At 39.6% G+C, this 20,477-nt stretch carries 16 protein-coding genes and 1 other annotated feature; of the genes, 14 read left to right on the top strand and 2 right to left on the bottom strand.

Annotated elements, in window-relative coordinates; genetic code table 11:
• Positions 1–9: 9 nt before the first annotated feature.
• Positions 10–369 (bottom strand): MmcQ/YjbR family DNA-binding protein, encoded by a 360-nt coding sequence (locus FB379_RS07380; RefSeq protein WP_066249800.1) that lies wholly within the window; start codon positions 367–369, stop codon positions 10–12.
• A gap of 538 nt (positions 370–907) precedes the next feature.
• Positions 908–1,159, top strand: a binding site (T-box leader).
• Between the two features lie 87 nt (positions 1,160–1,246).
• Between FB379_RS07380 and ilvB the strand changes: the two genes are divergently transcribed.
• The 13 genes from ilvB (at position 1,247) to yihA (ending at position 18,381) form a co-directional block, all read left to right on the top strand.
• Complete coding sequence (ilvB, locus tag FB379_RS07385; RefSeq protein WP_063387453.1) at positions 1,247–2,971, top strand: acetolactate synthase large subunit; 1,725 nt, start codon at positions 1,247–1,249, stop codon at positions 2,969–2,971.
• The gene (gene ilvN / locus FB379_RS07390) at positions 2,968–3,486 is read left to right on the top strand and encodes an acetolactate synthase small subunit (protein ID WP_144597671.1); all 519 of its coding nucleotides are present in this window, start codon (positions 2,968–2,970) and stop codon (positions 3,484–3,486) included. Before ilvB ends, ilvN begins: the two co-directional genes overlap by 4 nt.
• A 13-nt stretch (positions 3,487–3,499) precedes the next feature.
• Complete coding sequence (ilvC, locus tag FB379_RS07395) at positions 3,500–4,558, top strand: ketol-acid reductoisomerase (protein ID WP_257790183.1); 1,059 nt, start codon at positions 3,500–3,502, stop codon at positions 4,556–4,558.
• Complete coding sequence (locus tag FB379_RS07400) at positions 4,545–6,089, top strand: 2-isopropylmalate synthase (RefSeq protein ID WP_063387456.1); 1,545 nt, start codon at positions 4,545–4,547, stop codon at positions 6,087–6,089. The genes ilvC and FB379_RS07400 overlap by 14 nt, the downstream gene beginning before the upstream one ends.
• A 23-nt stretch (positions 6,090–6,112) precedes the next feature.
• Entirely contained in the window at positions 6,113–7,225 is a 1,113-nt protein-coding gene (gene leuB / locus FB379_RS07405; protein ID WP_063387457.1) for a 3-isopropylmalate dehydrogenase, read from the top strand.
• An 84-nt stretch (positions 7,226–7,309) separates the two neighbouring features.
• Complete coding sequence (gene leuC / locus FB379_RS07410; RefSeq protein ID WP_063387458.1) at positions 7,310–8,725, top strand: 3-isopropylmalate dehydratase large subunit; 1,416 nt, start codon at positions 7,310–7,312, stop codon at positions 8,723–8,725.
• 16 nt (positions 8,726–8,741) lie between these two features.
• Positions 8,742–9,335: a 3-isopropylmalate dehydratase small subunit gene (gene leuD / locus FB379_RS07415; RefSeq protein ID WP_144597673.1), complete on the top strand. Its 594-nt coding sequence runs from the start codon at positions 8,742–8,744 to the stop codon at positions 9,333–9,335.
• 90 nt (positions 9,336–9,425) lie between these two features.
• Positions 9,426–10,406 (top strand): tetratricopeptide repeat protein, encoded by a 981-nt coding sequence (locus FB379_RS07420; RefSeq protein WP_063387460.1) that lies wholly within the window; start codon positions 9,426–9,428, stop codon positions 10,404–10,406.
• A gap of 204 nt (positions 10,407–10,610) precedes the next feature.
• Positions 10,611–11,897 (top strand): trigger factor, encoded by a 1,287-nt coding sequence (tig, locus tag FB379_RS07425; protein WP_063387461.1) that lies wholly within the window; start codon positions 10,611–10,613, stop codon positions 11,895–11,897.
• A 274-nt stretch (positions 11,898–12,171) separates the two neighbouring features.
• A complete protein-coding gene (gene clpX, locus FB379_RS07430) occupies positions 12,172–13,437 on the top strand; it encodes an ATP-dependent protease ATP-binding subunit ClpX (protein ID WP_066249773.1) in 1,266 nt (421 codons plus the stop codon).
• A 192-nt stretch (positions 13,438–13,629) separates the two neighbouring features.
• On the top strand, positions 13,630–15,288 hold the full coding sequence (gene lonB, locus FB379_RS07435; RefSeq protein ID WP_063387463.1) for an ATP-dependent protease LonB: 1,659 nt from the start codon (positions 13,630–13,632) through the stop codon (positions 15,286–15,288).
• A 187-nt stretch (positions 15,289–15,475) separates the two neighbouring features.
• Positions 15,476–17,800, top strand: a complete 2,325-nt coding sequence (lon, locus tag FB379_RS07440; protein ID WP_066249767.1) for an endopeptidase La — start codon at positions 15,476–15,478, stop codon at positions 17,798–17,800.
• Positions 17,797–18,381, top strand: coding sequence for a ribosome biogenesis GTP-binding protein YihA/YsxC (gene yihA / locus FB379_RS07445; RefSeq protein WP_063387465.1), 585 nt, complete (start codon positions 17,797–17,799; stop codon positions 18,379–18,381). The genes lon and yihA overlap by 4 nt, the downstream gene beginning before the upstream one ends.
• Positions 18,382–18,451: 70 nt before the next feature.
• Here the strand turns inward: yihA and FB379_RS07450 are convergent, their stop codons facing one another.
• Entirely contained in the window at positions 18,452–18,925 is a 474-nt protein-coding gene (locus tag FB379_RS07450) for a hypothetical protein (protein ID WP_063387466.1), read from the bottom strand.
• Positions 18,926–19,121: 196 nt separating this feature from the next.
• Here FB379_RS07450 and hemA point away from each other — a divergent pair, with 196 nt between their 5' ends.
• Positions 19,122–20,459: a glutamyl-tRNA reductase gene (hemA, locus tag FB379_RS07455; protein ID WP_094246302.1), complete on the top strand. Its 1,338-nt coding sequence runs from the start codon at positions 19,122–19,124 to the stop codon at positions 20,457–20,459.
• Positions 20,460–20,477: the final 18 nt, after the last annotated feature.

Raw genomic sequence — 20,477 nt, forward strand, 5'->3', positions numbered from 1 at the left:
TTTCCGAAGTTATTGCAGTTTTATTTGTTTTTGTATTTTCTTCGGCAATTTTTGAAAAACAAGTTCGTAGGAACGAAAAATCAGGTTTTCCAAAATTTCCTCCGGGATGTTCGTGTTAAAATATATTGAGATCCAATGATTTTTGTTCATATAGTACCCTGGGATGACGCCATCGTAATTTTCTCTTAATTGTTCAGAATGATGCGGATCACATTTTAACGTGATGATTGGCTTTCCTTCAGAATCACATCCTATAATCGCAAATATTTTGTCTCCCACTTTATATCGGTCTGCTTCCCAATCAATTTGGTAATCATGAACAGAACCGGGAAGTTTGAGACAGAAAGATTCAAGCTTTTGTTTGTTCATCATATAATCTCCTCCACCATATATTGTTCCAAATATTTTTTATACAACATACTTTGTCTTTTTTCCTTCTTCCGAAATTGCTCGTTTCAAGTGAAGGGCTTTTATTTAAAATCGAATAACGTTCAAGGTTTTAGAACATACATATGCTGCATTACTGTTTAAAACAGATTACAGCCCTCTTTCTGAAGTGTTCGGGTTGCCGAGCCTTTAAGAAAAACTGGTGTAATTTCGAATAAAATGGATGTTTTTTCTTTTGCCGCATTTGTTGAAAACGTTGGCTATTCAAATTAATTTCATAAAATATTACGCACATTTTGCCAAATGGTTTGGAATCGTTATTTATTTCAATTTAGAGCATAAAAAATTTTCATTGTATTATAAAATGTTGAAATAATAAGTTTGTAAACGTTGCCAAAAAACTGTTTCATAAAAATAATCAAATAATTCATAAAAATGGTGTTGACACTTTTGAAAAATCAGCGTATTATAAGGCTCAAACATAAATTTTCGTATAAGGATTGAATGTAAAAATTTATAGATGAAAACGATGAAGAGGATTAGTAATCTTTGGTTAAGATAACTCCAGAGAGCCGGGGGAGCTGAAAACCGGCGTTATCACCAAGGATGAACTCGCCTCCGAGTGCCTTTTCGAAAGCGGACAGCGAGTAGGATTGGCCGGGTGCATCCCAATGCACTCGTTAGGAAAAGAACGGATATTCCGTTCATGAGGTGATCGATTTGATCACGAAGAAGGGTGGTACCGCGGGAATTCAACCTTCTCGCCCCTTTGGCCTGCTATAAGTGGGTTTCATAGGGGCGGGAAGGTTTTTCATTATCTAAAAATTCTATCACATCTGTTTAAAAGGAGGATATATTCATGACTGCGAATGTACAGTTGGATGAGTTGAAAACCAAATGTACAACAACAACCATGACGGGGTCGGAAATGCTCATCGAAGCCTTAAAAAGGGAAAATGTAGAAGTCATTTTCGGCTATCCCGGTGGAGCCGTTTTGCCAATATATGATAAGCTATATAATTCTGGAGTCTTTCACGTCTTAACAAGACACGAGCAAGGAGGAATCCATGCTGCTGAAGGATATGCACGTATATCCGGAAAACCGGGTGTCGTCATTGCCACTTCAGGACCTGGTGCAACCAACTTAGTGACAGGGCTTGCGGATGCATTAATTGATTCTTTGCCGCTCGTCGTCTTTACAGGGCAAGTAGCAACAACTGTGATCGGTTCTGATGCTTTCCAAGAAGCAGATGTGATCGGAATTACCATGCCCGTTACAAAACATAATTATCAAGTTCGGGATATAAATGATTTACCGAGAATTGTTAAAGAAGCGTTTCATATCGCAACAACTGGAAGACCAGGACCTGTATTGATCGATATTCCAAAAGATATTTCACAGGCGGAAGGCAATTTCGAATATGATATGGAATTGTCATTGCCCGGCTACCAGCCGAAATTAGAGCCGAATTACTTGCAAATCCGCAGGCTGGTGGAATCGGTCAGCAGTGCAAAAAAACCGGTGATTTTAGCTGGTGCCGGCGTTCTCCATGCCAATGCTGCGAATGAACTGAGAGAATATGTTGAACAGCAGCAAATTCCGATCACAAACACTCTACTTGGATTAGGAAGTTTCCCAGCGGATCATCCTCTATTTTTAGGAATGGCAGGAATGCATGGAACATACGCGGCTAACATGGCTCTTTATGAATGCGACTTATTGATTAGCATCGGAGCCCGCTTTGATGACAGAGTAACAGGAAATCTTAAACATTTTGCGCCTAATGCAACTGTAGCACATATTGACATTGATCCTGCCGAAATTGGTAAAAATGTTCCCACACAAATTCCGATTGTCGGCGATGCGAAACAAGTATTGAAGCTTTTGATCGAGCAGGAAGGAAATAAAGGCGATCATCAAGAGTGGATTCAGCATCTTGCTGAATATAAAAAAGAATATCCATTATGGTATGAAAAATCTGAAAATGAAATCAAACCTCAAGAAGTGATCGAAGAAATTTATAAACAAACAAAAGGAGAAGCAATTGTTACAACAGATGTAGGCCAGCATCAAATGTGGGCTGCGCAATATTATCGCTTTAATTCGCCAAACAGATGGGTGACATCGGGCGGACTTGGAACGATGGGCTTTGGACTCCCTTCAGCTATCGGCGCGCAATTTGCTGACCGCAACAGAACGGTTGTCGCGATATTGGGAGATGGAGGGTTCCAAATGACCTTCCAAGAGCTTGCGGTAATCAAAGAGCACAATTTGCCAATCAAAGTAATCGTTTTGAACAACAATTCGCTCGGTATGGTTCGCCAATGGCAAGAGCTCTTTTATGAAAAACGTTATTCTCATTCCGTCTTTCAAACGCAGCCTGATTTTATTAAATTGGCAGAAGCGTTTGGAATAAAAGGAGTAAGAATCCAAAATCATCAAAATCTTAAGACAGTGTTGGAAAAAAGCTTTGCAAACAGAGAGCCGGAGCTGATTGAAATCGTCGTAGCACCGGAAGAAAACGTATATCCAATGATTGCTCCTGGCAAAGGACTGAATGAAATGGTGGGGATAAAGAAATGAAGCGAATCATTACGCTGACTGTCATGAATAGATCAGGAGTTTTAAACCGAATTACTGGCCTGTTTACGAAAAGACACTATAATATCGAAAGCATTTCTGTCGGCCATTCGGAAATAGAAGGCGTTTCGCGAATTACATTTGTTGTAAATGTTAAAGAAGAAAAAGAAATTGAACAAATTACAAAGCAATTAAATAAGCAAATTGATGTGTTGAAAGTGATGGATATCACAAATCAATCAATTGTTGCAAGAGAACTAGCATTAATTAAAGTTGTTGCAAATCCATCGACAAGAATGGAAATATACGGTGTGATCGAACCGTTTCGCGCATCGATCATTGATGTTAGCAGAGACAGCGTTGTCGTACAGGTAACAGGTGAGCCGAACAAAATTGAAGCGCTGATTGACTTATTGAAACCGTACGGCATCAAGGAAATAGCAAGAACAGGACTGACAGCTTTTCCTCGCGGTACACAAAAGCTGCAGCAGTCCGAAAAAACTTTTTCAATCGTCTAATACATTTTTAAATATAGTAAAACATTTAAGAAAGGGAGATGTACAAATGACAAAAGTATACTATAACGGAGATATTAACGGAGCTGTATTAGAAGGGAAGAAAGTAGCGATTTTAGGATATGGTTCTCAAGGTCACGCGCATGCTTTAAATTTAAAAGAAAGCGGCGTAGATGTAGTAGTTGGCGTTAGAAAAGGTAAATCATTTGAAAAAGCTCAAGAGGATGGATTGGAAGTTAAAACAGTTCGTGAAGCTGTTGAAGAAGCAGACATTATTATGGTGCTTGTTCCGGATGAAAAGCAAAGAGAGCTTTATGAAAATGAAGTGAAGCCGGGACTAAAAGCAGGAAATGCTCTCGTATTTGCCCATGGATTTAACGTTCATTTTAATCAAATTGTTCCGCCAAGCGATGTGGATGTATTTTTAGTTGCACCTAAAGGCCCAGGTCATCTTGTGCGAAGAACTTACACTGAAGGAGCTGGGGTTCCGGCATTGATTGCTGTTGAGCAAAATGTAACAGGTCAAGCGAAAGAATTGGCTTTAGCATATGCAAAAGCAATCGGATCCGCACGTGCCGGCGTTCTTGAAACAACGTTTAAAGAAGAAACAGAAACGGATCTTTTCGGTGAGCAAGCAGTTCTTTGCGGCGGGTTAACATCCCTTGTGAAAGCTGGATTTGAAACGCTTGTTGAAGCAGGTTACAAGCCTGAAGTTGCATATTTTGAATGTTTGCACGAACTAAAATTAATTGTGGATTTACTGTATGAAGGCGGACTTTCCAACATGAGATACTCCATTTCCGATACAGCTCAATGGGGTGATTTCGTATCTGGACCGCGCGTAATCGATGCGCATGTAAAAGAAAACATGAAAGCTGTATTGAATGATATTCAAACTGGAAAATTTGCGAAAGAATGGATTTTGGAAAACCAAGTAGGAAGACCACAGTTTAACGCGATCAACAATCGTGAAAATGAGCATCAAATTGAACAGGTCGGAAGAGTGTTAAGAGACATGATGCCGTTTGTAAAGCCTAAAAATAAGGAAGCGGTGGTAACTGGTGCGAAAAATTAACTTTTTTGACACAACCTTAAGAGATGGCGAGCAATCCGCTGGAGTAAACCTAAACTTAAAAGAAAAATTAGAAATCGCAAAACAGCTGGAACGAGTTGGAATGGACATTATTGAGGCAGGCTTTCCTGCCTCCTCTCCAGGAGATTTTCGCTCAGTACAGGAAATTGCCAGAACAATCAAAAATTCTTCTGTTACAGGATTGGCGAGATCTGTTAAAGGAGATATCGATGCGGCGTGGGAAGCATTGAAAGACGGGGCGGAGCCAAGACTTCATACGTTTATTGCAACATCGCCTGTTCATCGGGAATATAAATTGAAAATGACGAAGGAGCAAGTGATCGAGCGTGCAGTAGAATCCGTCAAATATGCAGCGAAATTTTTCCCTATTATACAATGGTCTGCAGAGGATGCCTGCCGCACTGAACTCGATTTTTTGGCGGAAATTGTTGAAAAAGTGATTGAAGCCGGCGCGAAAGTCATCAATATTCCTGATACTGTAGGCTATATCACTCCGATTGAATATGGCAAAATATTTGAATATTTAAAACAAAATGTGAAAAACATTGATCAAGTCATTTTGTCCGCTCATTGCCACGACGATTTAGGAATGGCAGTAGCGAACGCTCTCAGCGCTGTAGAACATGGAGCAGGGCAAATTGAAGGTACGATTAACGGAATTGGAGAGCGTGCGGGCAATTCAGCTTTAGAGGAAGTGGCTGTCGCTCTGTACATTCGAAAAGACTATTACAAAGTTGAAACAAACATCCGCTTAAATGAAATTAAGAGAACAAGTGATTTAGTGAGCAAATTGACAGGAATGATAGTTCCGCCAAACAAAGCGATCGTCGGGAAAAACGCTTTTGCCCATGAATCTGGCATACATCAAGACGGTGTGCTGAAAGAAAAAACAACATATGAGATCATATCTCCTGAACTTGTTGGGGTACAGTCCAACAGTTTAGTATTAGGAAAACATTCTGGTCGTCACGCATTTCGGGTAAAGCTCAAGGAATTAGGCTTTACAATGGATGAAGAAGCGACAAATCGTTTATTCACTGCTTTTAAGGAACTTTCTGAAAAGAAAAAAGAATTGACGGAAGATGATCTTGTAGCTCTTGTATTAGAAGAACAATTAACAGGTGAAGAAGGAACATATGAACTTGCGGCGCTGCAGGTAACATATGGTACGACTGGAGTCCCGTCTGCCACTGTGACGCTGAAAACGAAAGAAAACGAGGAAATTCAAGAGGCTGCGACAGGAAATGGAAGCGTAGAAGCTATTTACAATACGTTAGAGCGCTGTTTGAAGCAGTCCGTCACTTTGCTGGACTACCGAATCCAATCTAATTCAGGAGGACGCGATGCGTTAGCGCAAGTATATGTAAAAGTTAACGTGGACGGAATTGAAATGGGAGGACGCGGCATTGCCCAGGATGTGCTTGAAGCATCTGCCAAAGCCTATCTAAATGCTGTCAACAGGGCGATATTACTCAAACATACAGCGAAGGAAAAACATCAGGCGACTGTATAAAATCATGAAAGGGGTGGAACGTGATGAAGAAAAAAATCGCTGTTTTGCCGGGAGACGGCATTGGAAAAGAAGTAGCGAACGGAGCTATTGAGGTTTTAAAGGCTATTGGACAATATTACAAACATGATTTTGAATTTGAATTCGGCTTAATTGGCGGAGAAGCGATAGATAAGTGCGGGACACCTCTTCCTGAAGAAACGATTGAATTATGTCGTTCAAGCGATGCGGTTTTATTAGGAGCTGTAGGCGGTCCGAAATGGGATAAAAATCTTCCTGAACTCCGTCCGGAAAAAGGATTGCTAGGCATTCGAAAAGAGTTGGACTTATTTGCAAATATCCGCCCTGTTCAAACTTATAAAGCCCTTCAAGAAATATCTCCGTTAAAGGGAGAAAAAATAGAAGATGTTGACTTGGTGATTGTACGCGAATTGACAAGCGGACTTTATTTCGGGAAACCGAGTGAAAGAATCGTTTCAGACGGAGAAGAAGCAGCGGTTGACACGCTTTTTTATAAACGGAAAGAAATTGAACGCATTTTGGAAACAGCTTTTCAAATGGCGCAAAAACGCCGAGGAAAAGTAACGTCTGTTGATAAGGCAAACGTGCTTACAACTAGCAAGCTTTGGCGTGAAATTGCCGAAGAATTGGCTTCAAAATACCCTGATGTCACATTGGAGCATATGCTTGTTGATAATGCGGCCATGCAATTGATCCGCATGCCAAGCCAGTTTGATGTGATTGTAACGGAAAATATGTTCGGTGACATTTTAAGCGATGAAGCATCTATGATCACTGGATCGTTGGGCATGCTTCCTTCAGCAAGCTTATCAAACAGTGGATTGCACTTATATGAACCGGTGCATGGATCAGCTCCTGACATTGCTGGCCAAAACCTGGCAAACCCTGTCGGAATGATCTTATCTGGTGCGCTCATGCTCCGCTATTCCTTTGATCTTCATGAAGAAGCTAGAGCCATTGAAAAAGCGGTTAAACATGTGTTGGATTCCGGAAAGTGCACGAGAGATTTAACAAATAATGAAGGTGCATTTATTCATACAACTGAAATGGTGGAAGAAATCAAAGAAGTGCTTGCGAACGATTATGCACTATTAAATATTATCGATTCCTACGAATAAAATGGGGGGGTGTGGGCTTTTCCGGCAGGAGAAGCTCACCGTTTTCTTAATAGATACAAAACAGGAAATAGGGGGAAAAAGAAAATGAAGCCTCGAAACATAATAGAAAAAATCTGGGATGATCATGTGGTCGTGAGGGAAGAGGGAAAACCGGATCTGCTTTATATTGACCTTCATCTCATACATGAAGTTACATCACCGCAAGCTTTTGAAGGATTGAGACAAAACGGACGGAAAGTGAGACGTCCTGATCTAACCTTTGCCACAATGGATCATAATATCCCAACCGTGAACCGCTTTGTCATTGAAGATGATGTAGCTAAAAACCAAATAAGTGCTTTAGAAAGAAACTGCCAAGAATTTGGAATTACTCTGGCAGGACTAGACAGCGATGATCAAGGAATTGTCCATGTTATCGGTCCGGAATTAGGGCTTACTCTTCCAGGAAAGACTATTGTATGCGGAGACAGCCATACATCGACACACGGCGCTTTTGGGGCGCTGGCATTTGGAATCGGAACAAGTGAAGTAGAACACGTTTTGGCCACTCAAACATTATGGCAGCACCGTCCGAAAACTTTGCAAGTGAAAGTGACAGGATCTTTGTCAGAAGGAGTCACGGCCAAAGACGTCATCCTTTACATTATTGGAAAATTTGGTGTTGATTTCGGTACAGGCTATGTTATTGAATATTCGGGTGAAGTGATTGAAAGCTTATCAATGGATGAACGGATGACCATTTGCAATATGTCAATCGAAGCAGGTGCCCGCGCCGGTTTAATAGCTCCGGATGAAACAACCTTTAATTATATAAAAGGAAGAAAATATGCTCCGAAAGGGGAAGAGTTCGAAAAAGCAGTTGCTTACTGGAAATCTTTAAGATCTGATCCAGGAGCTACATTTGATAAAACGATTGAAATCCGCGGGGAAGACATCGCACCGATGGTTACCTGGGGTACAAATCCAAGCATGGTGCTGCCTGTTGACCATTCGATTCCGACACTTGAGGATGCACGCAATGAAAATGAAGCAGCTTCCTTCAAACGGGCGTATGAGTACATGGGACTTGAACCGGGAACGAACATTCAAGACATTGAAATCGATTATGTATTCATTGGATCATGTACAAACTCAAGACTAACTGATTTGCGTGCAGCGGCGAATGTAATTAAAGGACGAAAGGTTGCTCCAAATGTGAAAGCGATCGTAGTTCCAGGCTCCCAAAAAGTAAAACAAGCAGCAGAACAAGAAGGATTGCATGAAATTTTCATCAATGCTGGTTTTGAATGGAGAGATTCTGGATGCAGCATGTGTTTAAGCATGAATAACGATGTCGTGCCTCCTGGAAAACGATGTGCGTCTACTTCCAACCGCAACTTTGAAGGACGTCAAGGGAAAGGGGCAAGAACTCACTTAGTGAGTCCTGCAATGGCAGCAGTGGCAGCAATTTATGGTAAGTTTGTTGATATTCGGACAGAGAAGCTTGAAGCAGTAAAATGAGGAGGGAAGAAGCAGCATGCAGCCTTTTACAACATTAACTAGCCATATTGCAGTATTAAATAGAACAAATGTGGATACGGACCAAATCATTCCGAAACAATTTTTAAAACGAATTGAACGGACAGGTTATGGAAGATTTGCTTTTTTTGATTGGAGATATTTAGATAATGGTGAGGAAAATCCACAATTCGAGTTAAATCAGCCAGCCTACAAAGGCGCACAAATTTTGCTGGCTGGCGAAAATTTTGGTTGCGGTTCATCAAGAGAGCATGCTCCATGGGCTTTAGCAGACTTTGGTTTCCGCGCAATTATCGCGCCTAGCTTCGCAGATATTTTTTATCAAAACTGTTTAAAAAATGGAATCCTGCCGATACGGGTCAATGAAGAAGTGTTTGAAACATTGCTCAAAAAAGCGGAAGGAAATGTGTACGAATGCACGATTGATTTAGAGCAGCAAAAAGTATTTGATCAAGAAGGATTTGAGTTTCATTTTGACATTAATGAGCATTGGAAGGAAATGCTTTTAAATGGACGCGACGAAATAGGATTTACATTATTATATGAAGAGCAGATCAGCCAATTTGAACAAAAGGCAAAAGCGTGGGGATGATGATTGCATCCTCCGCTTTTTCTTTTGATTCTTGTTTTCTCGTTGCCCAGCTGGTAAACTTGTAGCAAAATCATAAAGAGGTTTTCTACAATGAAAAAAGCGAATGGAAAAATCATTCCCTTTCCCCGACTTAAAGAACGATTGATTGAAAAAGGAATGAATGCGTTACATAATAAACAATTTGAACAAGCGCTTGACCTTTTTTTAGAGGCGAGATCTTGGAATTCAAATCACCCTGATATTGAAATAGGAATTGCTTTATGCTTAATGGAGCTTGGAGAATATCAGGAAGCAAAACAAATTTGTAAAAAAATGCTTCACGAAGCAAAAGGAAATTATTTTGAAATATTGCAGATGTATTTAACGATTTTAGTACAGCTTGGACAATATGATGAGGTAAAAACGACGATTGAAGCGGTTTTGGAAGAAAATAAACTTCCGGCAGCACATGCAGAACAGTTTTACAAGCTGCTTCATTTTAGCCGGAGGATGAGCGAAGAGCAAATCAGTCCAGAACCGAATGACGATGATCTTTTCAGCAGGCTGGACAAGCAAATTTCCTACATACATTCGATCAAAAATAATAATAATGTTAAAAAAAATTTACATACGATTGAAGAGATGCTTCAGTCAAAAACGGTCCATCCGGTTGTGAAAACAATGCTGCTGCAAATATTGCGAGATCATGAAATAGCACGAATAATGACCGTTGAGAAATTCGGGGAAACTACCGCTGTAAATCCTATCCATCTTCAAGATTTATTAGAAATGACGTTTGCCAAAAAAGTGCTCAATCTTTTGGACGATTTTTTAGGAAATGAAAATCCAACCCTTTTCGAAGCTGTAAAAGATATATGGATTCGTCATTTATATGTCATGTATCCTTTTCATCCTAAACCGGAAAATGCAAATATTTGGGCAGCAGCGCTTCATTACGTTGGCTACGAAATTTTTGGGATCGTCATCAAGCTGACGGAAGTTGAGCGGATTTACAACATAAAAAGTGCTGAGTTTATTTCAGTTTGCGATAAAATTAGACAAATTGAAGAAATTTCAAACATTAGATGGTAGAGTCCTATTGAAAGGATTGTATCCTATGGTATAATAAAATGGTTGTAAAATGTATATTTTTTGTATGCACCTTTCTTGCTATTGGTGCCGATTACCCTTTTTTGACATATTTATTTTATGGCTTGTTTCTTTACGGACAAGGCATATAAAAAATTTTTATCGTGTACTCACGAATAATATTTATAGATTGTTGGAGGGAAACAAATGTCAGTTAAATGGGAAAAATTAGAGAAAAACGAAGGAGTCTTAACCGTTGAAGTAGATGCACAAACATTTAAAGAAGCGCTGGATCGAGCATTTAAAAAAGTTGTAAAAAATGTAGCCGTTCCAGGATTCCGAAAAGGAAGAGTGCCGCGCCCTATTTTTGAAAAGAGATTCGGTGTTGAGGCGCTATATCAAGATGCGCTTGATATTTTGCTTCCAGAAGTTTACCCAAAAGCGGTTGAAGAAGCTGGAATTGAACCGGTAGACCGTCCTGAAATTGATATTGAACAAATTGAAAAAGATAAACCGCTTATTTTTACGGCTAAAGTAACGGTCAAACCAGAAGTGAAACTTGGCGAATATAAAGGTTTGGATGTCCAAAAAGAAGATACAACCGTTACGGATGAAGATGTGGAAAACGAATTAAAACAGCTTCAAGAACGGCATGCTGAATTGGTTGTGAAAGAAGAAGGAAAAGTGGAAGAGGGAGATACAGTCGTCCTCGACTTCGAAGGTTTTGTTGACGGCGAAGCGTTTGAAGGCGGAAAAGCTGAGAATTATTCTTTGGAAGTCGGCTCCGGCACATTTATCCCTGGTTTTGAAGATCAGTTGATCGGGCTTGAAGCAGGCGAAGAAAAGGATGTAGAAGTAACGTTCCCTGAAGAATATCATGAGGAAAAGCTTGCTGGAAAACCGGCTGTCTTTAAAGTGAAAATTCATGAAATCAAAACGAAAGAACTCCCTGCATTGGATGATGAATTTGCAAAAGATGTAAACGATGAGGTTGAAACACTTGAAGAATTAAAGGCGAAAATTAGAGAGCGTTTAGAAGAGCAAAAGAACACACAAGCTGAAAATAAACTTCGTGATGAACTTGTTGAAAAAGCTGCAGAAAATGTTGAAGTGGACATTCCGCAAGTGATGATTGACAATGAACTTGAAAGAATGATGAATGAATTTCAACAACGCTTGCAATTGCAAGGCTTGAACTTAGAACTGTATTACCAATTCTCTGGCCAAAGCGAAGAAGAATTGCGTGAACAAATGAGAAAAGACGCTGAAAAGCGCGTGAAATATAACTTAACATTAGAAGCAATTGCGAAAGCTGAAAACATTGATGTGACAGAAGAAGAAGTAAATGAAGAGCTGCAAAAAATGGCTGACATGTACAATATGCCAGTTGAAAGCGTTAAGAGAGCACTCGGTTCAACAGAAGGAATAAAAGAAGATTTAAAAATTAAAAAAGCGGTCGATTTTCTTGTAGAAAATAGAAAAGATGTTGCATAATATAGTTACAGGAACATCATGATCTTTGATAAAGTTGATAACAAGGCGCGATTTGATCGTGCCTTGTTTTATAAAATGAAAAGCGTTAAATCGTTCGAAACTGTACATAATAATTGTCACATAACTATACATACTTTTCATTACCGCTTTTCTTTTGTTTTATGATAAAATGCGATACATACTTTTCTTTTGTTTGAAAAGCATTGTTCCCCGATTCATGCGTGCGGTTTATATATGGGTGGGGAGGCAATGAAGGAAATTAAGGGGTGATATCATGTTTAAGTTTAACGATGAAAAGGGACAGTTAAAATGTTCGTTTTGCGGAAAAACTCAAGATCAAGTGAGAAAGCTGGTTGCTGGTCCTGGCGTCTATATATGCGATGAATGTATTGAACTTTGCACAGAAATTGTAGAAGAGGAGCTTGGCACGGAAGAAGAGGCTGAATTTAAGGATGTTCCGAAACCGAAAGAAATTCTCAGCATCTTAGATGAATATGTAATCGGGCAGGAGCAGGCAAAAAAATCTTTGGCGGTTGCAGTTTACAACCATTATAAGCGGATTAATTCAAACAATAAAATTGATGATGTTGAGCTGTCCAAAAGTAATATTGTGTTAATCGGGCCGACAGGAAGCGGAAAAACGCTGCTTGCACAAACGCTTGCACGCATTTTGAATGTTCCATTTGCAATTGCTGACGCAACGTCGTTAACGGAAGCTGGATACGTTGGGGAAGATGTTGAAAATATTTTGCTGAAGCTAATCCAAGCTGCTGATTACGATGTGGAAAAAGCGGAAAAAGGAATTATTTACATCGATGAGATTGACAAAATTGCTAGAAAATCAGAAAATCCATCCATTACAAGAGATGTGTCTGGTGAAGGCGTCCAACAAGCACTTCTGAAAATTTTGGAAGGAACTGTAGCAAGTGTTCCTCCACAAGGCGGAAGAAAACATCCGCATCAAGAATTTATCCAAATCGATACGACTAATATATTATTTATTTGCGGCGGAGCATTTGACGGCATAGAGCAAATCATCAAGCGCAGATTAGGGCAAAAGGTCATTGGATTTGGAGCAGATAGCCGAAACAAAGAGCTTGATCAAAAGCAGCTGCTTTCAAAGGTGCTACCTGAGGATTTATTAAAATTCGGGTTAATTCCGGAATTTATCGGGCGTTTGCCTGTCATTGCCAGCCTTGAACCGCTTGATGAAGCAGCACTTGTCGAAATATTAACAAAACCGAAAAACGCGCTTGTTAAACAATATCAAAAAATGCTCGAGCTAGATGGCGTTGAGCTGGAATTTGAAGAAGAAGCATTATCAGAAATTGCGAAAAAAGCAATTGAACGAAAAACAGGTGCGCGCGGCCTTCGTTCTATCATTGAGGGCATTATGCTTGATGTGATGTTTGAATTGCCGTCTCGTGATGATATTACAAAATGTGTCATCACGGCAAACACTGTAAGAGAAAAAATTCCTCCGAAGCTGATTGCAAATGATGGAACCATTATAAATGAAGATACGAAAACTTCCGCATAAGACAGGTTTTGACGGGCTTTTTAGTCTTGAATTTGCTTTTGTAAAAAGATAGTTGTTCTCATAAAAATAAGAAGGATCGAGTTCATACAACTCGATCCTTCTTTTCATTAAAATCCGTCCTCAACATATGTTTAATCCGTATATGCAAAGGAGATAATAGGGGATAAACATTTGTTGAGGAGGAAACTCAGGATGAACTGGACAGGGATTGCCCTTTTCATACAATTAATTTTCGGAGTCATTGTCGGTCTTTATTTTTGGAATTTATTGCGGAATCAGCGGACGCAAAAAATTTCCATTGACCGCGAGTCGAAAAAAGAAATGGAACAATTGAGAAAAATGAGAGCTATCCAATTATCAAAGCCGCTTTCAGAACGAATTCGTCCAAAAAGCTTTTCTGACATCGTCGGACAGGAGGATGGCATCAAAGCATTAAAAGCAGCTTTATGCGGGCCGAATCCCCAGCATGTTATTATTTACGGACCTCCTGGTGTAGGAAAAACGGCTGCTGCAAGGCTCGTTCTTGAAGAAGCGAAAAGAAATAAAAAGTCTCCTTTTCAACATAATGCTGTTTTTGTTGAATTGGATGCAACAACAGCGAGATTTGATGAACGGGGAATAGCTGATCCTTTAATAGGTTCTGTTCATGATCCCATTTATCAAGGTGCTGGGGCGATGGGACAAGCCGGAATTCCACAGCCGAAACAAGGAGCAGTGACACATGCACACGGCGGCGTGTTGTTTATTGATGAAATTGGCGAACTCCATCCCATTCAAATGAATAAACTGTTAAAAGTACTTGAAGACCGAAAAGTTTTTTTAGAAAGCGCCTATTATAGTGAAGAAAATTCTCAAATTCCAAGTCATATTCATGATATTTTCCAAAACGGTCTCCCGGCTGATTTTCGCTTGATCGGGGCAACTACAAGAACACCATCTGAAATACCGCCCGCCATTCGCTCGCGCTGCCTTGAAGTATTTTTTAGAGATTTAACGGCCGATGAACTCGCGGTCGTTGCTCGGAAAGCGGCTGAAAAAGTAAATGTAAAAATTTCAGAAAAAGGAATATCCATTTTAACTTCTTATGCCCGCAATGGAAGAGAAATTGCCAATATGATGCAAATTGCTGCTGGAATTGCCATCACCGAGGACCGAAATGAAGTGAAAGTCGAAGATATTGAATGGATTGTCCATTCCAGCCAGCTTACACCAAAATATGAAAAGAAAATTGGAAATGAACCTAAAGTTGGACTGGTGAACGGTCTTGCTGTTTACGGACCAAACAGCGGCTCTTTATTAGAGGTGGAAGTGACGGTTATTCCGGCAAAAGAAAAAGGAACGATCAACATTACAGGTATTGTAGAAGAAGAAAACATTGGCGACCGCGGAAAATCCATCAAAAGAAAAAGCATGGCCAAAGGCTCCGTTGAAAATGTCATAACAGTGTTACGATCAATGGGAGTTAATGCCCATGATTATGATATTCATGTAAACTTTCCCGGCGGGGTACCTGTTGATGGACCGAGTGCAGGAATAGCGATGGCAACCGGCATTTTTTCTGCCATCCACAAAATTCCTGTTGATAATACCGTTGCGATGACTGGAGAGATCAGCATTCATGGGAATGTAAAACCGATTGGCGGAATTATTCCAAAAATAAAAGCTGCCAAGATGGCAGGTGCAAAAAAAGTGATCATACCAGAGGAGAATATGCAGTCAATTTTAAAAACGATTGAAGACATTGAAATTATTCCTGTTCGAAGCTTTCAGGAAGTGTTAGATTGTGCGCTCATCAATCCTCCAACGGAGCAAATTTATCCAGAGACAATCATAGAGAAAAAATCGGTTTAAAGCAGAGTCTTTATTCCAAATGCCTAACAGGGTTCAGGCCGTGGCACTGAACCTTTATTTTTATTGAGGCAGTTATTTATTCCTTTCAATAAAGATAAGTTTGAAAATAGACAGTGCAGAAAGAATAGGATAGAATTGAACAAGGACGCTGTATAATCTATTTTTCACATGATGGAGGTGTAAAAATATGGCGAAAAAAGAGAATAGAATCGTCCCCCTCCTACCGCTTCGAGGTTTGTTAGTTTATCCATCGATGGTGCTACATTTAGATGTAGGACGCGATAAATCTGTACAGGCGCTTGAGAAGGCGATGATGGATGATCATATGATATTTTTAACAACACAAAAGGAAGTTTCAATAGATGATCCAAAAGAGGATGATTTATACCATATTGGAACGCTGACGAAAATTAAGCAAATGCTCAAACTGCCGAACGGCACCATTCGCGTGCTTGTCGAGGGACAAAAAAGAGGCGAAATCAAAAGTTTTGAAAGCAAGGAACCATATATTTCTGTACAAGTTGATACTTATGAAGAACCGCTTCAAAAAGATGTTGAAGAAGAAGCTTTGATGCGAACTGCGCTTGAATATTTTGAGCAATACATAAAAATGTCTAAAAAAATTTCAAGTGAGACGTTTGCAACCGTTTTGGATATAGATGAACCGGGAAGATTGGCCGATATTATTGCTTCCCACTTGCCGATCAAGCTGAAAGATAAGCAAGAAATATTAGAAACATTTGATGTGAAAGAAAGATTAAATAAAATTATTCAAATGCTCCATAATGAGAAGGAAGTCCTGCAGCTTGAAAAGAAAATAGGCCAGCGGGTCCGTCAATCAATGGAACGGACGCAAAAAGAATATTATTTGCGCGAACAAATGAAGGCCATTCAAAAAGAGCTCGGAGAAAAGGAAGGGAAAACGGGCGAAATAGAAGATTTGACTGAAAAAATCGAAAAATCGGGAATGCCGGAACATGTTTATAAAACGGCTATGAAAGAGCTCAGCCGATATGAAAAAATCCCTTCAACATCCGCTGAAAGTGCGGTGATCCGCAATTACTTAGACTGGCTTATTTCTTTGCCGTGGAACAAGGCAACAGAGGACAGACTGGATATAAAGCTGGCGGAAGTGATCTTAAATGAAGAGCATTACGGACTAGATAAAGTAAAGGAACGGGTGCTTGAATATTTAGCAGTGCAAAAATTAACAAATTCGCTTAAGGGCCCTATTTTATGTTTAGTGGGACCGCCTGGCGTTGGGAAAACATCTCTTGCCCGTTCTGTTGCAAAATCATTAAATAGAAAGTTCGTTCGAATTTCTCTTGGCGGCGTTCGGGATGAATCGGAAATAAGAGGCCATAGAAGAACATATGTCGGTGCGATGCCGGGTCGGATCATTCAAGGGATGAAAAAAGCGGGAACCATTAATCCGGTATTTTTGCTGGATGAAATTGATAAAATGTCCAGCGATTTTCGCGGTGATCCTTCAGCTGCTCTTCTTGAAGTGCTGGATCCGGAGCAAAACCATAATTTCAGCGATCATTATATTGAAGAGCCATATGATTTATCAAAAGTCATGTTTATTGCGACAGCCAATAATTTAGCAACTATTCCAGGTCCGCTGCGCGACAGAATGGAAATTATCACAATTGCCGGTTATACCGAATTAGAAAAAGTTCATATCGCCAAAGATCATCTTCTTCCAAAACAATTAAAAGAGCATGGACTGAAAAAAGGTCACTTGCAAATAAGAGAAGAAGCAATTTTAAATATAATTCGTTATTATACGCGCGAAGCAGGGGTAAGAGGGTTAGAACGCCAAATCGCAGCAATATGCCGAAAAGCAGCGAAAACGATTGTAACAGGTGAAAGAAAAAGAATTGTTGTAACCGCTAAAACTCTTGAAGACTTTTTGGGCAAAAAATTGTTTCGATACGGTCAGGCAGAATTGCAGGATCAAATCGGTGTGGCAACCGGTCTCGCATATACGACGGTCGGCGGCGATACGCTGTCCATTGAAGTGTCCATCTCTCCGGGTAAAGGCAAGCTGATTTTAACCGGAAAGCTCGGAGATGTCATGAAGGAATCGGCTCAAGCCGCTTTCAGCTATATTCGATCTAGAACAAAAGAACTAAAGATAGATCCAGATTTCCACGAACAATATGATATCCATATTCATGTGCCTGAAGGAGCTGTTCCAAAAGATGGACCGTCTGCAGGCATTACGATGGCAACGGCGCTTATTTCAGCATTAACTGGAAGACCGGTTCGAAAAGAAGTCGGAATGACAGGTGAAATTACTTTAAGAGGTCGCGTTCTGCCGATAGGCGGTTTAAAAGAAAAAACATTAAGCGCCCATCGTGCCGGTTTAAAGAAAATTATTTTGCCGAAGGAAAATGAAAAGGATTTAGATGATATACCAGAAAGCGTGAGAAAAGAATTGACTTTTGTTCTTGTCTCACATATGGATGAAGTATTAAAACATGCATTGGCAGGAGAAAAAGAATGAAGGTAACAAAAGCAGAAATTGTCATAAGTGCGGTTAAATCTGATCAATATCCATCAACCGATTTTCCAGAAATCGCTCTGGCAGGAAGGTCTAACGTCGGGAAATCTTCGTTTATTAATAAAATGATCAATAGAAAAAATTTGGCGAGAACCTCTTCAAAGCCTGGGAAAACGCAAACGTTAAACTTTTATTTAATTAACGATCAATTTTATTTCGTTGATGTTCCCGGATATGGATTTGCCAAAGTGTCGAAAAGGGAGCGGGAAAAATGGGGGAAAATGATCGAAGCGTATTTGCTCAAAAGAGAACAGCTTAAAGCATGTATTCTTATCATAGACATCCGCCATGCACCTACATCTGATGATGTCATGATGTACGAATTTTTAAAATATCATGGAATTCCTGCTGTAATTGTCGCCACAAAGGCGGATAAAATTCCTAAAGGAAAATGGCAAAAACACTTAAAAGTAGTGAAAGAAACGCTAAAAATGGAAAAAAATGATCCGCTTATTCTTTTTTCAGCAGAAACTGGTTACGGAAAAGAGGATGCATGGTCAGCCATTTATCCATTCCTATCATAAAATGAAATTGCTTTAGGCTGGATACAGAAGGAAAAGCTCGAGAAGCTTAACCGCTTCGAGCTGTTTCCTTTTATTTTTTTCTGAAAAACAATAAATACAAACCTGCAATAACAAAAAGAATCGGCCAAAAGGCTTGCCAATTGGAAACGCTCTTTTGAATAAAAGATGTCAAAGCGGAAGGAAAATAGTAAAGGAAACTTCCGATCAAAAGAAGGATAAATCCTTGTGCAAACCCGCTTTTTGCTTGAGCAGACCGAATAATGAAAGCAAGGGCAATGATCCAGATCATTGCGGTTAAATCATCAGGCCAGAACGGGAATGATTTTCCCCATAAAAAATGGATGCCAAGGCCAAGCAGCAGAACGGCAGGAACGATTGCTTGGTCATCCTTTTCCGCTTTTGCCTGAACCATAAAGGCGATGCCAAACATGATGAAAAAGAAAGGCAAAGTGTTCATGTTCATATTGAAAAAGAGATCGAAATTTTTCAACAAGAAATAAAGCCCGATCTCCAGCATAATCATAGCAACAAACGTCCAACGCACTTAACGATCACCTCTGTTTTGATGACTTGATTCCGGCCCTCTTTTTTGATAATATTTTTAATGTAATAATTAATATAATTTATATCTGTTTCTTACTTAATTCATCATATCATACAGTTTCATATACTGTTCACATTTTTTTGTCGATATTTTGTTATAATAAAGTCAGTATGTATTTGCTTTTGGGGGGTCGGAGATGCATATTTTAGCTGTTGGGTTAAATTATAAAACAGCCCCTGTTGAAATTCGCGAAAGGTTGAGTTTTAGCAGCAATGATTTAGCTTCTGCAATGAAACGGTTGAAGAATGAAAAAAGCATTTTGGAAAACGTGATCGTTTCCACCTGCAACCGGACAGAAATCTATGCAGTTGTTGATCAGCTTCATACAGGGCGTTATTATATAAAAGCATTTTTAGCTGAATGGTTCAATATGGACATTGAGGAGTTCGATTCGTATCTAAAATACTTTGAAAATGAACAGGCTGTCCAGCACTTGTTTCGGGTGGCATGCGGCCTGGATTCTATGATTTTAGGCGAAACGCAAATTTTAGGACAAGTCCGTTCAAGCTTTTTATTAGCTCAAGAACATAACACGATCGGAACGATTTTTAATCAACTGTTTAAACAGGCAGTTACATTGGCTAAAGAAGCACATTCGGAAACGGAAATCGGTTCAAATGCTGTTTCCGTCAGCTATGCTGCCGTAGAATTGGCAAAAAAAATTTTCGGCGACCTATCGAGCAAGCATGTGCTTATTTTAGGCGCAGGAAAAATGGGAGAGCTTGCCGTACAAAATTTACATGGCAGCGGAGTCAAACAAATTACAGTTATGAACCGTACATTTGAAAAAGCGAATGAATTGGCGAAGCGTTTTTCCGGACAAGCAAAAATGATGTCTGAGCTTCAGTGTGCGCTTATTGAGGCAGATATTTTAATTAGTTCAACAGGTGCAAAGAGTTTTGTGATTTCGAAAGACATGATGTTAGATGTTGAAAAGTTAAGAAAAGGCCGCCCGTTTCTGATGGTGGATATTGCGGTTCCACGCGATTTAGATCCTGCATTGAGTGAAATAGACAGCATTTTTTTATATGATATCGATGATTTGGAAGGAATTGTCGAAGCGAATTTGCAGGAAAGAAAAGAAGCGGCTGAACAAATTGAAATCATGATCGAGCGAGAGGTCTTGGAGTTTTCGAAATGGCTGAATACATTAGGGGTTGTTCCGGTTATTGCTGCATTGAGGGAAAAAGCTCTTCTTATCCAATCGGAAACAATGAAAAGTATTGAACGGAAGCTGCCGAATTTGACAGAACGCGAAAGAAAAATATTAAATAAACATACGAAAAGCATTGTCAATCAAATGTTGAGAGATCCGATTTTAAAAGTGAAAGAGCTGGCTGCTCTTCCAAATGGCGAACAATCTTTGGAATTGTTTAAAGAGATTTTTAATTTAGATTTAGATGAGGAATTAATAGAACAAACTCCTTCCGTTCAATTAAAAACGCATTCAAAAAATGTTTCACTTGAAATGTAAGTGAAAGGAAAAACTAAT

It is taken from the genome of Aeribacillus composti (genome assembly GCF_007827555.1).
Classification (GTDB): Bacteria; Bacillota; Bacilli; order Bacillales; family Aeribacillaceae; genus Aeribacillus; species Aeribacillus composti.

Bases quoted from the DNA above. Each gene is read 5' to 3' on its own strand.
- lonB (WP_063387463.1), top strand. From the start codon at position 13,630: ATGAACTGGACAGGGATTGCCCTTTTCATACAATTAATTTTCGGAGTC.
- FB379_RS07420 (WP_063387460.1), top strand. From the start codon at position 9,426: ATGAAAAAAGCGAATGGAAAAATCATTCCCTTTCCCCGACTTAAAGAA.
- yihA (WP_063387465.1), top strand. From the start codon at position 17,797: ATGAAGGTAACAAAAGCAGAAATTGTCATAAGTGCGGTTAAATCTGAT.
- FB379_RS07380 (WP_066249800.1), bottom strand. From the start codon at position 369: ATGAACAAACAAAAGCTTGAATCTTTCTGTCTCAAACTTCCCGGTTCT.
- ilvB (WP_063387453.1), top strand. From the start codon at position 1,247: ATGACTGCGAATGTACAGTTGGATGAGTTGAAAACCAAATGTACAACA.
- ilvN (WP_144597671.1), top strand. From the start codon at position 2,968: ATGAAGCGAATCATTACGCTGACTGTCATGAATAGATCAGGAGTTTTA.
- clpX (WP_066249773.1), top strand. From the start codon at position 12,172: ATGTTTAAGTTTAACGATGAAAAGGGACAGTTAAAATGTTCGTTTTGC.
- leuB (WP_063387457.1), top strand. From the start codon at position 6,113: ATGAAGAAAAAAATCGCTGTTTTGCCGGGAGACGGCATTGGAAAAGAA.
- lon (WP_066249767.1), top strand. From the start codon at position 15,476: ATGGCGAAAAAAGAGAATAGAATCGTCCCCCTCCTACCGCTTCGAGGT.
- hemA (WP_094246302.1), top strand. From the start codon at position 19,122: ATGCATATTTTAGCTGTTGGGTTAAATTATAAAACAGCCCCTGTTGAA.
- leuC (WP_063387458.1), top strand. From the start codon at position 7,310: ATGAAGCCTCGAAACATAATAGAAAAAATCTGGGATGATCATGTGGTC.
- tig (WP_063387461.1), top strand. From the start codon at position 10,611: ATGTCAGTTAAATGGGAAAAATTAGAGAAAAACGAAGGAGTCTTAACC.
- leuD (WP_144597673.1), top strand. From the start codon at position 8,742: ATGCAGCCTTTTACAACATTAACTAGCCATATTGCAGTATTAAATAGA.